The organism is Sphingobacterium wenxiniae (assembly GCF_900116225.1).
GTDB lineage: Bacteria > Bacteroidota > Bacteroidia > Sphingobacteriales > Sphingobacteriaceae > Sphingobacterium > Sphingobacterium wenxiniae.
On record NZ_FOZZ01000009.1, the window covers coordinates 13,390 to 29,386 of the forward strand.

11 protein-coding genes are annotated in these 15,997 nt (G+C 40.9%); 6 read left to right on the plus strand and 5 right to left on the minus strand.

Going from position 1 to position 15,997, the window contains the following annotated elements; genetic code table 11:
• Nucleotides 1-31: 31 nt before the first annotated feature.
• The 5 genes from BM375_RS12145 to polA all read right to left on the minus strand — a co-directional run bounded on the left by BM375_RS12145 (nt 32) and on the right by polA (nt 6,492).
• The gene (locus tag BM375_RS12145; protein WP_093366426.1) at nt 32-679 is read right to left on the minus strand and encodes a DUF47 domain-containing protein; all 648 of its coding nucleotides are present in this window, start codon (nt 677-679) and stop codon (nt 32-34) included.
• A gap of 74 nt (nt 680-753) precedes the next feature.
• Nucleotides 754-1,797: a sensor histidine kinase gene (locus BM375_RS12150; RefSeq protein WP_093366427.1), complete on the minus strand. Its 1,044-nt coding sequence runs from the start codon at nt 1,795-1,797 to the stop codon at nt 754-756.
• A gap of 66 nt (nt 1,798-1,863) precedes the next feature.
• Complete coding sequence (locus tag BM375_RS12155; protein WP_093366429.1) at nt 1,864-2,517, minus strand: phosphatidylserine decarboxylase family protein; 654 nt, start codon at nt 2,515-2,517, stop codon at nt 1,864-1,866.
• A 67-nt stretch (nt 2,518-2,584) separates the two neighbouring features.
• Nucleotides 2,585-3,700 carry a toxin-antitoxin system YwqK family antitoxin gene (locus tag BM375_RS12160; protein WP_093366431.1) on the minus strand — a complete coding sequence of 372 codons (1,116 nt, stop codon included), beginning with the start codon at nt 3,698-3,700 and terminating at the stop codon, nt 2,585-2,587.
• A gap of 8 nt (nt 3,701-3,708) precedes the next feature.
• Nucleotides 3,709-6,492 carry a DNA polymerase I gene (gene polA, locus BM375_RS12165; protein WP_093366605.1) on the minus strand — a complete coding sequence of 928 codons (2,784 nt, stop codon included), beginning with the start codon at nt 6,490-6,492 and terminating at the stop codon, nt 3,709-3,711.
• A 120-nt stretch (nt 6,493-6,612) separates the two neighbouring features.
• On the opposite strand from polA, the gene rsgA reads away from it, so the two are divergent.
• From rsgA to BM375_RS12195, 6 genes are all read left to right on the plus strand, one after another.
• Nucleotides 6,613-7,533, plus strand: coding sequence for a ribosome small subunit-dependent GTPase A (gene rsgA, locus BM375_RS12170; RefSeq protein ID WP_093366432.1), 921 nt, complete (start codon nt 6,613-6,615; stop codon nt 7,531-7,533).
• A 113-nt stretch (nt 7,534-7,646) separates the two neighbouring features.
• Nucleotides 7,647-9,449, plus strand: coding sequence for an AsmA family protein (locus BM375_RS12175; RefSeq protein WP_093366434.1), 1,803 nt, complete (start codon nt 7,647-7,649; stop codon nt 9,447-9,449).
• A gap of 24 nt (nt 9,450-9,473) precedes the next feature.
• Nucleotides 9,474-11,252 carry a TrkH family potassium uptake protein gene (locus tag BM375_RS12180; RefSeq protein WP_244525896.1) on the plus strand — a complete coding sequence of 593 codons (1,779 nt, stop codon included), beginning with the start codon at nt 9,474-9,476 and terminating at the stop codon, nt 11,250-11,252.
• Nucleotides 11,253-11,254: 2 nt separating this feature from the next.
• Nucleotides 11,255-11,938 carry a potassium channel family protein gene (locus BM375_RS12185; RefSeq protein ID WP_093366435.1) on the plus strand — a complete coding sequence of 228 codons (684 nt, stop codon included), beginning with the start codon at nt 11,255-11,257 and terminating at the stop codon, nt 11,936-11,938.
• 4 nt (nt 11,939-11,942) lie between these two features.
• Complete coding sequence (locus BM375_RS17355; RefSeq protein ID WP_093366437.1) at nt 11,943-13,421, plus strand: TPM domain-containing protein; 1,479 nt, start codon at nt 11,943-11,945, stop codon at nt 13,419-13,421.
• A 113-nt stretch (nt 13,422-13,534) separates the two neighbouring features.
• A complete protein-coding gene (locus BM375_RS12195; protein WP_093366438.1) occupies nt 13,535-15,997 on the plus strand; it encodes a YfhO family protein in 2,463 nt (820 codons plus the stop codon).

The window sequence follows — 15,997 nt, forward strand, 5'->3', positions numbered from 1 at the left end:
AATTAATTTTTTATGCTTTCTTGATTTTTGGTTATGCGTTCTTAACCAAAATACTTTCTAATACGTTCGCTACGTCCTCACATTTGTCGGTAGCATCTTCCATCGCAGAAAGCACTTCCTTATTTTTGATGAGTGTAATTGCGTCTTTCTCGTATTCAAAAAGTTCAGCTACTGCTTTATCAAAAATATAATCTGCTTTATTTTCTACGCTATTGATACGTACACAAGAATCTGTGATATTGCGGATGTTCTTAAGGTCTTTTAATTCGTTAAGTGCTTTCGCAACGTGCTCTGTAGCTTCTACGATAAGATCAGTGATCTCTTTCATCGGCTGGCTTGGGGTGTGAACTTTGTATAGTTCCATGCGATTGGCAGCACCATGAATAAAGTCTGCAACATCATCCAATGAGCTGGCTAAAGCGTGGATATCTTCTCTATCGAATGGAGTGATGAAGTTTTTTCCAAGTTCCAGATGGATTTGGTGGGTAATGTTATCTCCTTTATGTTCTAAGTCCTCTATTTGCTTGTTAAGTTCTAAGCGCTTTGCGGCGTCAGTAGAATAGACAGTTTCTTGGAGTAGTTTGGCCATCTCGATAAGGTTGGCTCCTGCTTGTTCAAACAAAGGGAAGAATTTTTTATCCTTTGGAACGAAATACTGAAAAATACTATTTAAACCCATAGTTGTAAATTTTGTACAAAAATATGAATGGAATGTTAAGTTAATGTTAAGTTTACCCCTCTTTACTGTAAGGTTTATATCATTTTGTCGGCTTTAGCCAATTTTACAGTGAAACCAAAAGTTGTTCCAATCCCCTCTGTGCTTCTAACATTTACATTTTGTTCATGGGCTTCCACAATGTGCTTCACGATGGCGAGACCAAGTCCAGAACCACCAATCTCACGAGATCGGCTACTGTCAGTGCGGTAAAAACGCTCGAAAACCCGAGGAAGATTTTTTTCTTCTATGCCAACTCCATTATCTGTGACCTCTACCAACAATTGTTCAAAAATTTGATAAATAGCGATTTTTGTTACTCCTCCTCTTTTGCCATATTTTATGGAATTGTCTATGAGGTTAATCAACACTTGTTGAATTCGCTTGCGGTCTGCTTTAACTATATGTGGGACATTTGCTTTTTTTTCAAACTTGATTTTTATATTGTTTCTTGCGGCTTTGTCTTCTAAGTCTTCTATACATTCCATTATTAAGGTATTGATGTCGAACTTTTCAATGTTTAGGGCGATGATGCCGGTTTCAAGCTTGGTGATTTCATCAAGATCTTGGATAAGATAACTTAACCTGTCCAGATTGCGGGATGCCTTCTCCAGAAAGTTCTTTGCCATTTCGGGCTCATCGTCGATCATACCATCCTGCAAAGTTTCGATATATCCTTGTGTGGCAAATAGTGGAGTTTTGAACTCGTGAGAAATGTTGGAAAGAAATTCTTTCCTGAATTTTGCTTGCTCCTGCAATTTTTCGATTTCGGAAGCTTTCTGTGAAGCCCAGATCCGAACTTCACGTTCAGCATCTGTTACGGGATCGTCTACGATCTGCTCACCCAATGCGGCTTTTAGGTCTTTACCTAATTTCAGATTGTGGATCAGTTTATAGATATTGCGGATACGTTTATATATAAAGCGCTCGAAAAGGTTCAGTAAAAACAGGAAAGTGACAAGAGATATGGAGACAAGCAGAAGTATGGCGATGCCCAAGTCCTGACGGTGGATATAGTCGGTCAGGGAGATTAGCAACCCGATACCGGTTGCGATTAAGAAAACGAAAAACTTAAAATTCATGGTGTATATAAACAAAAAAGCTTCGATTATCGAAGCCTAAGATACAAATAGTATGTTAAATTAAGATTAAAGTTCTGCGATAACCGTTTTGCCACCAACAACCTTGTCACCAATGTTTACATTTACTTTTGTGCCCAGAGGTAAAAACAAATCCACGCGCGAACCGAACTTGATAAAACCAAATTCTTCTCCTTGTTCTACAGCATCATTCTCTTTCACGTACCATACAATTCTGCGAGCCAAAGCGCCTGCTATCTGGCGGAAAAGAACTTCGACATTATTACGATTGCGAACAACAACGGTCGTACGCTCATTGTCAGTAGATGATTTTGGATGCCAAGCCACCAAGAATTTACCTGGATGATATTTGAAGAAGGAAACGACTCCACTCAATGGGTTCCGATTGATGTGTACATTAATCGGCGACATGAAAATCGATACCTGTATGCGTTTATCCTTGAAATATTCCGTTTCTTCGGCCTCTTCAATGACAACAACCTTGCCATCTGCAGGACAAAGGATAACGCCTTCGTTTTTTGTTATTTTGCGGATAGGACTCCGGAAAAATTGTAGGATGGTAATGACCAAAAATGCCGATAAGGCATAAAGGAACCATTTTAGAAACTGTGGTGCATCGTAATAATTGGCTACTGCGTTAATAATAAACACAAATAAAACCACCAAAGCTAAACTGGTATATCCTTCCTTGTGAAATTTCATGTTGCAAAGTTTTTGCAAATATAATTATATAAACGAATTATGAATTATAATTTATTACTCATTACATCTATGGTTGATTTTCTCGCTCAATGTGGATACTATGAAAATCAAATTTTCCTTCAACATCTACGACAAGCTTTCCGGACACCTGCAATTTATCCTCGATAGGCTCCCCTTCTATGTTCATCGAAGGGAAATAAAAAGGAATGGCTTTGACAACCTGCTCCAGTACCGGGTTGAGCCCCACGTTGGACAGTCTTTTTGTGATAGTTAATTCCTTTGGTGTGCCGTCCTTGCTTAAGGTCACGTTATAGGCAAAATCATCTTGTAAATTACTGAGCTGTGGTGAAACGACAAAGGCTTTTTCGAGAAAGTCGGCAATATAGCTGTTGAATCCACTGAAATCATCAAAATTACACTGCTTAAAAGTGAGTGATTCTGCCGTAAAAAAATACTGGTATGGAATGACTTGCATGGGATGGTTGTACTCTTCGTCTTCAAACAGGTTGTATCCTTCTTGCAGGATTCCCCGATTGTTGTAAAACTCTTCGGCCATGAGCTCTTTTCGTCCTTTATTGTCTACAACGTGTGTTGTCCAATAGCCAGAGGGGAGGCCTTCCCGCAATTTTCCTTTTCTTTCGAAGAATGGATAGCCGTATTCATTATAGAAGTCGAAAGGCATCTTAAATTCGTAGGTGCCATTTCCCTCAACAACACGTTGACGGCCTTTTTGATCCCAGAAAGACGTGATGCGGGTATAGTCTGTTCCATAATTTACACTTAACATAGGCTTCCCGTCCGGGTAGTAGTAATTCCAAAAACCTTGGGGAATGTTGTTTTGAAATGTAACTTCCCATTTTAGATTGCCATTAGGATGAAAGGCTTTAAAATCACCCTGTTTTAGGCCTTCTTCGTAAGAACCCGTCAGTATGACTTTTCCATTTGGGGCAAAATCCCGAAATTCCCCGTGGAACACATTCTTGGAAACAATAAATTGTGTAACCCTTTCGATGGATTTAAACGCACAATCCTTATCGACCAAAAAATAATAATTGTCAAAAAAGAAACGCACTAAGCCCTGGGGAGCCGCTTCAAAATAAACAGGTTTCTCTGTCTTTTCTTCTTGTGCGAAAGAACCCAAAGATTGTAGCCCTAAGCATATTATCAGCAAAAACTTCTTCATAATATAAATTAATGTGCTTCTAACCAGTTCACTCCTTTTCCTATTTCTACTTCAATTGGTACGCGTAATGTTATTGCGTTTTTCATTCGTTCGTATATGATGTCGGAGAAGGTTTCGGCTTCCCCTAAGGGTACATCAAAGACCAATTCGTCATGTACTTGCATAATCATCTTACCTGTCAACCCTTTTTTTGTAATGTCTTGTTGTATGTTGATCATGGCGATTTTAATAAGATCTGCGGCTGAGCCTTGGATAGGAGCATTAATAGCATTTCGCTCTGCAAATCCACGCACGGTCATATTTGCCGAATTGATATCCCTTAAATAACGTCGGCGTTTCAAAATAGTTTCCACGTAGCCATTTTCTTTAGCAAATTCAACGGCTTGGGTCATATATTGCCGAATACCGGTATATTGTGCAAAATATTGCTCGATGATTTCCGCAGCCTCCTTGCGGGAAATACCGAGATTTTGGGATAAACCGAAGGCTGATTGGCCATAGATTATACCAAAGTTAACAGCCTTCGCATTTCTACGTTGGTCGGAAGTGACATCTTCTAAAGCCACACCATAAACGCGCGCTGCCGTTGCCCTGTGGATATCATGGCCGGCATCAAATGCTTCCAACATGTTTTTATCCTTACTAAGCTCAGCGATCAGTCTTAACTCTATCTGCGAGTAATCCGCGGAGAGTAATGTATATCCTTCCTGGCGAGGAATGAACGCTTTGCGAACTTCGCGTCCTTTTTCTGTACGTATGGGTATGTTCTGCAGATTCGGGTTTGTGGAGCTTAAACGTCCGGTTGCTGCTACAGCTTGGTTGTAAGAGGTGTGTATGAGTCCTGTGTTGGGATTAATTAAGCTTGGCAAGGCATCGACATAGGTGGATTTCAGCTTTTGCAGCTGGCGGAAGTCCAAAATATCCTGAACAATGTCTGATTTATTGGCCAGTGTCAATAATACATCTTCTCCTGTTTTGTATTGTCCTGTTTTTGTCTTCTTTGCTTTGGGATCAAGTTGCAGCTTGTCAAATAACACCTCACCAAGTTGTTTTGGGGAAGAGATGTTGAATTGTACACCTGCTTTCTCATAGATGGATGCTTCTAATTTTTTCAGGTCTTCTTCTAATGATTTAGAAAAGACGTGAAGCGTGTTTTCATCAATTTTAACACCATTTTTCTCGATTTCCGCTAATACATAGATGAGTGGGAACTCTACTTCTTGTGCTAGTTTATAGGTCTGGGTCTCTTCCAAAAGCGGTTTAAAAACCTCATGGAGTTGCCAAGTGATGTCTGCATCTTCGGCAGCGTATTCTTTCACCAGTTCGATATCTACATCACGCATATTGCCTTGTTTTTTGCCCTTAGGTCCGATGAGCTCTGTGATGGACATCGGCTTATAGCCCAGATAGTTTTCGGCTAATATATCCATGTTATGCCTTGTGTCCGGATCTATCAAGTAGTGGGCAACCATGGTGTCGAATAATGGGCCTTTTACCTGTACGTTGTATTTTGAGAGCAATAAAATGTCGTATTTGATATTTTGACCAACCTTTTCAATAGCTGTATTTTCTAGAACAGACTTAAATATGGCTACTGTCTCCAGGGCATCTTCATAATTGGAGGAGGTCGGGACATAATAGGCTTTCCCCTTTTCAAAAGAGAAAGACATACCAACGATATCCGCAAGTAGCGCATCCAATCCGGTCGTTTCTGTATCAAAGCAGAAGCTTGGTTGGCTGGATAACAGCTTGGCAAGCTTCTGTTGTTCGGCTTGGCTGTCTACCAAGATGTATTCATGGGGGGTGTTTTGCAGGGTAGCTTGTGGGAGAGTTGGTTCTGCTATGGAGTCTTGAGTGTTTTCCATTGGTACGGCAAACAGGTCCATCTGCCCATGCTGTGGTTGTTGTCCTGCAACGCTGAAGTCATCACCAAATACACGCTTTCCTAAGGTTCTAAATTCTAACTCGGCAAAAAGAGGTTCTAAAAGTTCTCTGTTCGGTTCTTGTAATGTTAAAGCTATCTCGTCCAATTCTACAGGGACGTCCAATAAGATGGTTGCTAATTTTTTGGAGATAAGTCCTTGCTCTGCGTAGGTTTCTACATTTTCTCGCTGCTTTCCTTTTAGTTTATCACTATTAGTAATAATATTTTCGACAGAGCCAAATTCCTGGATTAGCTTTTTAGCGGTTTTCTCGCCTATTCCTGGAATTCCTGGAATATTATCCACAGCATCGCCCCAAAGACCTAAAATGTCGATAACCTGCGAGACTTCTGTTATTTCCCATTTCTCTAGGATTTCCGGCACCCCGAGTGTTTCTGCACCATTGCCCATGCGAGCAGGTTTGTAGATGAATATATTGTCTGAAACTAATTGCCCGAAATCTTTGTCTGGAGTCATACAAAATACCGTAAAACCTGCTTGTTCGGCCTTTTTCGCCAATGTACCAATGATGTCATCGGCTTCGTACCCATCTTTAGTGATAATCGGGATGTTAAACCCTTCTATCAAACGGTGTATATAAGGAATAGAGGTTGCTAAATCCTCGGGCATCTTCTCGCGGTGTGCCTTGTAGGCTTCAAACTCTAGGTGGCGATTTGTGGGGGCTTCCGTATCGAATACTACCGCTATATGGGTTGGGTTTTGGTTCTTTAATAGTTCTAAAAGTGTATTTGTAAAACCCATGATAGCACCCGTATTGAGTCCATAGGAAGTTAAGCGGGGTACTTTGCTTAAGGCAAAGTAAGCCCGGTATATCAAGGCCATGCCGTCCAGAAGGAATAGTTTCTTCACGTGTATTTTGCTTTGTTCGTCTTTCACAAAGTTAATAAAATCAATAAACCACTGAATTATTAATTTTTTTACGACTTTTGTGCTTATGGTTTACAGGCTTAAAACAGATATTAATTGGCTATGCGAGGGTTAGTTACGAAATCAACCGGGAGCTGGTATGTCGTTTTGAGCGAAGACAACCAACGGATAGAGTGCCGTATTAAAGGGAAATTCCGAACCAAAGGCATTAAAACTACTAATCCAGTGGCAGTGGGTGATTGGGTGCACTATGAAATGGAACCAGAGCAACAGAGTGGAATCATTACCCATTTGGAACCACGTAAAAATTATATTATTCGGAAATCTGTCAACTTATCTAAACAGGCTCAAATTATTGGAGCGAACCTTGACCAAGCTGTATTGGTTGTAACTTTAGCATCACCTCCAACATCTTTAGGTTTTATTGATCGCTTTTTGGTGACAGCAGAGGCTTACGATATCCCTGCTGTTTTGGTATTCAATAAGTTGGATCTTTTTTCGGAAGAGGGATTGGAGATTCTACAAGATTATACCACCATGTACGAGGAGATTGGTTATCCCTGTTACACGGTTTCTGCACAAAAAGGGACGCATATCGAAGAACTTCGAAATCTTTTAAAAGACAAAATTACCGTCGTTTCCGGGCACTCCGGTGTCGGGAAATCGACTTTAATCAATGCGATTGAGCCGGCAGCAAGTTTGAAAACAGGGGAAATATCCGGTTGGTCCGACAAGGGGAAGCATACAACAACATTTGCCGAGATGATTGATCTTTCTTTTGGAGGAAAACTCATTGATACACCAGGTATTCGGGAATTGGGTATCGTGGATATTGAACAACAAGAGCTTTCTCACTTTTTCCCGGAGATGCGATCCCGGTTAAATCAATGTCGCTTTAACAACTGTAGACATATTAACGAACCAGGGTGTGTCATTATGGAAGCCGTTGAAAACGGTGATATTGAGCCATCCCGCTATGATAGTTATCTAAGTATTTACAATAACCAAGATACACGAGTATAAAAATGATGGTGGTAACTTCGTCCACTTTCATAACTTTAATAATACATCAATTGTGCTGTTGCACTTGAAACATAAGTGCTAAAATATTGTTTTAGAAGAATAAGCATAAGTATATGAAACCTATTTGGAAATGGATTTTGGGCATTCTGGCTGTCATTCTTGTCGCCTTAGCGGGTGTTGCTTGGTATTTATCACACAACTGGAAGCCTATCGTGGAAAAGAAGCTCATGGATATCGTTAAAAGTTCAACGGACAGTTTATATACACTCACATTTGACGACCTAGATCTCAATGTAGCTTTAGGTAATATGAGTTTGGAGAATGCGGTACTTCAGCCGGATACCATTGTGTACCGAAAGATGGAGGAAGCACAACTTGCTCCTGATAACATTTACACTATTCGGTTGAAATCTTTGAAAATAAGGCGGTTTGGTATATTAGATATTCTTAGCAACAAAAAACTGAGTATACGCACTGTTGGGTTTGATAGTCCGGACATCCACTTGGTAAATACTTATCATGCTTATAATGATACCATTGCAAAGCCCTCTAAGGAGGGAAAGACACTCTACGAAAGTTTGAAAGATGTGCTTTCTTCGGTGAATGTGCAGGATATCAATGTGGATAATGTTTCTTTCCGTTATACAAAGATTGTAGAGGGAAAATCGTCTGAAATAGCAGTGGAGAATATTAAGGTTAAGGTGCGTGATGTGTTGATTGATGAAACAGCCTTGCAGGATTCGTCTCGGATTTTCTACACAAAGCTTATTGATATTGATGTGCCGGGCTTCAGCTATGAATTTCCGGACGGATTCTATGTGTTGAAATTTGATGGATTGAAGATTAATACTGAGGAACAGAATATTCTGTTGACCAATGTGGATTTTCGCCCGAAAATGAATCGCTCTGCATACTTTAAACAGCGAGGAGAGAATAAGACGATGTCCACCTTGCACTTTGATACTCTGCGCATGGAGCATTTGAATTTCCAGAAGTTGATCGATAAGCAGCAGATATTGGCTAAGAAATTACAGATCAAGAACGGTTATGTGAAGCTTTTTGGCGATAAGCGATACCCCAAGCGTCCAACGAACCAGATTGGACAGGCACCACACCAGAAATTGCTGCGTATGAAAAGCTTGATGAACCTTGACTCGGTATTTGTGGAAAATGTAAATGTAGAATATGGAGAGATGAGTCCTAAGTATCATAGAGATGGCTATATTACCTTCAATGGAGCAACAGGTGTATTGACCAATGTGACCAATGATTCGGTAGCGTTGGGTTCGGATAAATATATGAAGGCCGACTTACGAGCTAAAATTATGAACAGCGGAAATCTGCATGCTAAATTTAGCTTTGATATGCTGAGTAAGAATGGTGCATACACTTATAGCGGAACGGTGGGTACAATGAAAGCACCGGCGTTCAACAAGATATTGACACCTTTATTAAATGTAGGGATAGGATCTGGCAACATTAAATCGGTTAAATTCAATATGAGCGGGACAGATTACCATACGACAGGCGATTTCAGATTTGACTATAATGAATTGAAATTGGAACTGCTCAATGAAAAGAAAGCGGGAGAGGAACAGAAATCGAAGAAATTAGTCTCTTTCTTAGTTAATCAGCTTATTATCAACGATAGCAACCCGGATGCCAACGAGGTTTATCATGTTGGCAAAGTGAATTACCGAAGAGTTCCAGAGCATACATTTTTCAAAAACCTGTGGCAATCTTTGCTGGAAGGAATCAAACAGACGGCAGGCATCAGCCCAGAACGGGAAGCTCGACTTATAGGCTCTGCACAGTCTGCACAAAAGACGGTGGAAGGCGCGAAAAAAGGAGCCGAGAAAACAAAAGGCTTTGTCAGGGGGTTGTTCAAGAAAAAAGACAAAGAAGATAAAAAATAGCATATCGCTAATTTAATAGTTAGAATGGGCGGAATAATCGACTTTTTTAAATTCTTATTTAAATACAGAAATAAGTTGGTGGATCAAATCATGTTCTATTTGAGCATGATTTGTGCATTTATGACCATCGCTCATATAGGTTATGTGACAGAAAAGGAAACGGCCGAGGTGACTCACGATACAGTTGTCGGGATGTTTTACTTTTTATTTGTGATAGGCATTCTCCGTACGGGTGTGTCTATCATGGCAAGCCGAAAAGTCAATGTTTCGCATATTTCGGGTATCGTATTGATGGGATATTTCCTTATCATTGCTTTTTCCCGAATAAACAATATTGCTTATTTCTCGAAAATGGAATGGGTTTACTTGGGAATCGCAATGATGTTTCTGTCAGAGCTCTCGCGCAATAGCCTGTTTTTCGATAACTTTTATTTTAACCCCACTATTCTCTTTGTGATTAGTTTCCTTGCGCTGATTCTATTGGGGACGGTGTTGCTGATGTTACCCCGTACGACCTTGCTGGCTCCGCTCAGTTTCGTAGACGCATTATTCATGGCAACCAGTGCCGTGTGTATCACGGGGCTTTCCGTGACCGATATTTCCACTAATTTTTCCACCTTTGGGCAGAGTGTCATCATGATTCTTATCCAGATTGGCGGATTGGGAATCATGACCTTTACCGGTTTTTTTGGATATTTTTTTTCCGGTGGATTTTCTTATAAAAACCAGTTGATGTTTGGGGAAATATTGGGGGAGAATAAATTGAACTCCGTTGTTTCGACTTTGTTGACTATCATTTTTATTACCTTGTTGTTTGAGCTGATAGGAGGTGTATTTATCTTTCTATCGTTGGACGCCAATCAGTTTGCATCATTAAGTGATCGATTGTTTTTTTCAGCTTTCCACGCCATATCTTCTTTCTGTAATTCAGGATTTTCGATATTGCCTGAAGGGATACATAATGAGGCTTACCGATTTAATTATGCTTTCCAGCTTTGTTTGGCATCTATTTTTATTTTAGGCGGACTGGGCTTTGGTACAGTCTATAACTTCTACACATACGGAAAGCAAAAATTGGAATCTATTCTCCATTCCATTATTTATAGAAAACCATTTGTTCATAAAGCACAGGTTTGGAATTTTAATACAAAATTTATCCTTTTGTGTAATGCTGTGGTCGTGGTATTGGCCACGGCATCCTATTATCTTTTTGAACAACGGTATACGTTGACGGAAGATTCTACGGGTTGGGGGGAGTGGGTTACCTCTTTTTTTATGGCAAACTCTGCGCGTTCGGCTGGATTTAATAGTGTGAATGTGAATTTTTTGGCCTCCCCCACGCTTATCATGGTTTTTACCTTGATGTGGATCGGTGCTTCTCCGGGTTCTACAGGCGGAGGTGTGAAAGTTACCACGGTGGCTTTGGCAATTTTGAATATTTTCGCTTTGGCGCGCGGAAAGGAATCGATTGAAATGTATAAAAGAAGGATTGCGTCTGAATCTGTAAACAAGGCTTTTGCAGTTATTATTCTGTCCGTCCTCAGCATTGCGTTGAGTTTTATACTCCTGAACTTTTCCGATCCACATAAGTCTATGAAAGATCTGCTGTTTGAAGCCGTATCGGCCTATACCACTTGTGGATTGAGTTTAGGGGTGACACCATCGCTTTCGGCTTCCGGAAAACTCATTGTTATCTTTACTATGTTTGTCGGTAGGGTCGGAACATTGACACTTTTGGTGGCTTTCATCAAGAACACCAAAAACAAAAGTTATATTTATCCAACAGAAAAATTATTGTTTTAGACATGAAATATATCGTATTGGGTTTAGGGCATTTCGGACGATCATTGGCGGTACATCTTACCGAACAGGGACATGAGGTTATTGCTGCGGATAAAAATTTGGTTATCGTTGAGCAGTTGAAAGATAAGATTACCCATACCGTAGCGATGGATACAACGGATCGGGAGGCTGTCATGTCCTTACCTCTAAAGGATGCAAATGCAGTGATTGTAGCTATTGGGGAAGATGAGGGAGCATCTTTGCTGACCACAGCACTACTAAAGCAATTGCAGGTAAAGAGGATTATCGGCCGAGTAGTTTCGGATTTACAAAAAACGGTTTTGGAGGCGATGCAGATCGATGAATATATTATGCCGGAGGAAGAAGCTGCCGAACGTTTGGCAATGCGTTTAGACAATGCGGATATTATAGACTCTTTTAAGGTGTCCGACCGCTATAGTATCATCGAAACACGCGTTCCAAATAAGTATGTCGGTATGACCCTCAAAGATGCCAACCTGACCAATAAGTATAAGGTAATCGTACTCACGACCGTAAAAAGTTATGAAACAGAAGTTAACGGAAAGATAACAAAGCAACAAGAAGCCTCGGGTATAGCCGGATCGGAAACGGTTCTGGAAGAAAACGACTGGTTGGTGGTTTTCGGTGAGTTATCCAATATTAAGCGTTTGATTCAAAGCTCTTAGAAATATGTACAGGTCGTATTTAAAATATCTACTTGTTTGCTTTGAGATTGTTATCTGTTCCTACGTGTTCGGGCAATATACAGTTGGTAATCTGCCCAACCCAAAAGCAGCAGGACAGGAGCATTTCGTCAGCAATCCAGATGGTATTTTATCTTATATGACAGTAGGAATATTGGACGAAATGTTGCAAAGTCTCGATAGCTTGACGGGTGCTGAATATAGTATTGTCGTTGTTGATGACTATGTTGGTGATAGTGATTTCGAATTTGCATTGAACCTTTTTAATACCTGGGGGATCGGAAAGAAAGAAACGAATAACGGGCTTTTGCTTTTCGTCGCAAAGAATCGCAGGGAATATCGGTTTATTTCGGGATATGGCATGGAAGGACTCTTTCCAGACGCTTACCTGAAACGGGTAGGGGGAAAATATCTAGTGCCGAATTTTCGTGAAGGTAATTATGACGAAGGTGTTTTAGAAGCTACGAAGGTTATTATACATGTTTTAAAGTCTCCAGATTCTATCAAAGAGCTTAGGGAAATGATGCCAGAAGCCGCGTCTTTCTGGAGCTTGCGAAATCCGATACTGATGAATACATTATTAGTGCTGTTGGTTTTCGCAGGGCTTTACCTCTATGTGCATTTTATAACATTACGTTTAGTAAAAACTCAAAAAAGCAGGAAAAAAGTCTCGCGGTTCGTTCCGGTTTTCTGGGGAATGGGCTGCATGTTTTTACTGATGTTTTTAACGCTGTTCATCTTTGCTTTTGTGTTCAATAACTTAGAGGAGGTTTATCAGCGCAAAAACCTCCCTTACTTTGTTCTGGTGTTCTGTGTGTTGGTCTTGGCGATGAAGATTACCGACGGGCGGGCTAAGCTCACGGCCGATTATAAGGATGAAGAAGACTTACAGAACAGCTTGAAAAGATTCGCTGCATATTTGTTTATCCCTATGTTGTTGACGCCTTTGGCGTGGATCGATTTGGGGATGATTGCGAACCGTTTTAACAAGAATAGAGGACGTTTTTCTCCACCGGATGATAGTGGCGATTGGCAACGGATCAACCGTTCAACCATCCAAAGTCGACCGAAAAAATATTTTGACAGTGGGCGCGTAAAGGAGGAAACGATAAAAAGCTTGCGCTACGAGATTTGGGAAAACAAGAAGACCGGGGAGGTGAAGTTAATTCCGTGGGATAAGAGCAAGAAATTCCGTGAATGCCCAGAATGTCATTACTATACGCTGGAAATCAATAAAACGAAAACGATTAAGGCGGCCACATATTCTGCTTCGGGACAAGGCGAAAAATTTGACTCCTGTCAAAACTGTAAATATTACCTTTCCAAAGGACATTTTACCATTCCGCGTAAAAGCAGGAGCTCCGGTGGTTCTGGTTCATCGGGAGGAAGGGGATCTTCTTCCGGAGGAGGCGGCAGCTTTGGGGGAGGTTCTTCTGGCGGCGGCGGAGCAGGAGGTCGTTGGTAAGAATCTGCTTTTTACCGAAGGCGAACAATTTCATGTGCTCTTGGAGTTTTATGCTGATAATTCAAATCATTTACATATTTTTGGCACTTAACTAATCCTTATATTTTATTTTAATGAAAACTTGGTTTAAGGAAAATTCATCACATTTTATCATTATCGGCATCTTTCTGGTATTGGTATTCTTTTATTTTTCACCGATTTTTGGCGGAAAAACCTTATTGCAAAGCGATGTTTTGCAAGCTGAAGGGAGCCAAAAGGAGCTATTTGACTACAAAGCTAAAGATGGGCATGCACCTCTTTGGACAAACTCGATGTTTGGGGGAATGCCAACTTATCAGATATGGCATGCACATGCAAATAACATAACGACATACATCAGTAAGGGTGTCCGTGCGGTATTCCCGCCACCTACGGATGTTGTGTTACTCTACCTTTTGGGAGGATATTTTCTGCTTTCGACGTTGCGAATTCGTCCGTGGTTAGCGGCTGTAGGGGCTATTGCGCTGGCTTTCACTTCCTACAATTTTGTGTATATTGAAGCTGGTCACCTTAATCGGGCGTATGCTATTGCTTATCTTCCTTTTATCATGGGCGCTATCTTTATGTGCTATCGGGGGAGCAGACTGTGGGGGCCTGTGCTTCTGGCACTTTTCTTAGCGTTGGAGATACGTGCTAATCACGTGCAGACTACCTATTATTTGTTCTTGGCGATGCTGATTTATGTGCTGTTTGTGCTGTATTATGCCTTTAAGGACAAACAATTAAAAAGTTTCTTTCAAGCATCTGCCTTGCAACTTGTTGCTGTTGCTGTTGCGGTGTTGGTCAATGCTTCGGTATTGTTTCCGACTTACGAATATAGTAAACTAACCATCCGCGGACCATCGAATATTGTGAAAGTAGACGAGGGAAATAGCTCGGGATTGGATAAGCAATATGCGTATGATTGGAGTCAAGGTATTGGGGAAAATATAACGTTTTTGATTCCTAATGCGTATGGCGGGCGTTCCGGTGGTGTTTTGGATAGGGACGCAGAAGTGGTTAAAACAATGGTAGGCTTGGGGATCCCGGAGGCGCAGGCTATGCAGGCTGCCGATCGGATGTTCCCGACGTATTGGGGCGAGAAGATGTTTACCCAAGGTCCTTGGTACTTTGGAGCTTCTGTTATCTTCCTCTTTATTCTGGGTTTGGTCATTGTTAAAGATCGCATCAAGTGGTGGATTGTCGGCGTAACAGTTCTATCTATCCTTTTAGCTTTTGGTAAACATTTTCCATTGATATCTGACTTGTTCTTTGACTATTTCCCAATGTACAATAAGTTTAGGGCAGTAGAATCTATTCTGATTATTCCAGCAATTCTGATTCCTTTATTGGCGGTGTTGGCGGTCAATGAGCTTATTACAAGAGGTGATACAATCCCTAAGCTGGACAAGAAGGTGCTGTATACCTTTATCGGGGTTGGTGGTTTCTGTTTGTTAGTAGCCTTTGCACCCAGTCTTTTCTTAGATTTTAAAACGTCAAACCATCAAACTTTCGTCTCTCAGGTGGAGCAGGTGTTCGGTGGGGATAAAGGTGCTGCAAATGAGGTGGTCAAAGCCTTGATAAAAGACCGTACTTCTTTGGCCACAGCCGATGCATACCGTTCTTTCTTTATCGTTGTCCTGACTTTTGGCTTAATTTGGTTCTTTATCAAGAAAAAACTTGGTATGCCTGTTTTGGTAGGCGTATTAGGGATAATTATTTTGGCGGATTTATGGTCTGTGGACAAGCGTTATCTGAACAATGATTCTTTTGTGGATAGCTCTGCTGCTAAAGCCCGTATTCCAGAACGTGAAGTCGACCAGTTGATTCGATTGGATAAAGATTTGAGTTATCGTGTCTTTGATTTGACAAGAAGTCCGTTCCAGGATGCAATGACCTCGTATTATCATAAAAGCTTAGGCGGATATCATGCGGCGAAATTGATGCGGTTCCAAGAGATATTGGAACATCAATTCAACGGTGCTATTAATGAAGATGTCCTTGATATGTTTAATGTTCGTTATCTAATCACACAAAATCCACAAAATGGAGCAGAGCAGATTCAACGCCGTGGAACAGCTTCCGGAAACGCTTGGTTTGTAGAACGAGTAACTTTCGTTAAGGATAACGCACAGGAAATGCAGGCAATTAGCAGCTTTGATCCTAAGAAAGAAGCTTTTGTACATGAAGAATTTAAAAATAAGCTGAATGCAACGCGTTTAGGGCAACCTGGTAATGCGGACATCAACTTGGTCTCTTATCATCCTGACACTTTGGTGTATGAGTCGACCTCTCCAAATGATGCATTTGCCGTATTCTCGGAAGTGTATTATGATAAGGGTTGGAAAGCTTACATCGATGATCAGGAAGTTCCAATTATTCGTGCAAACTATATTCTCCGTGCTTTACAGGTGCCGGGTGGAAACCATACCATTAAGTTTGTTTTCGCTCCCGATAGCATGCGTATTAGCGAAATGATATCACTGATCGCATCTATTATTTTAGTTTTGGGATTGGCCGTGGCAGTCTGGTTTTCCGTACGGAAGAAAAAAGCTTAG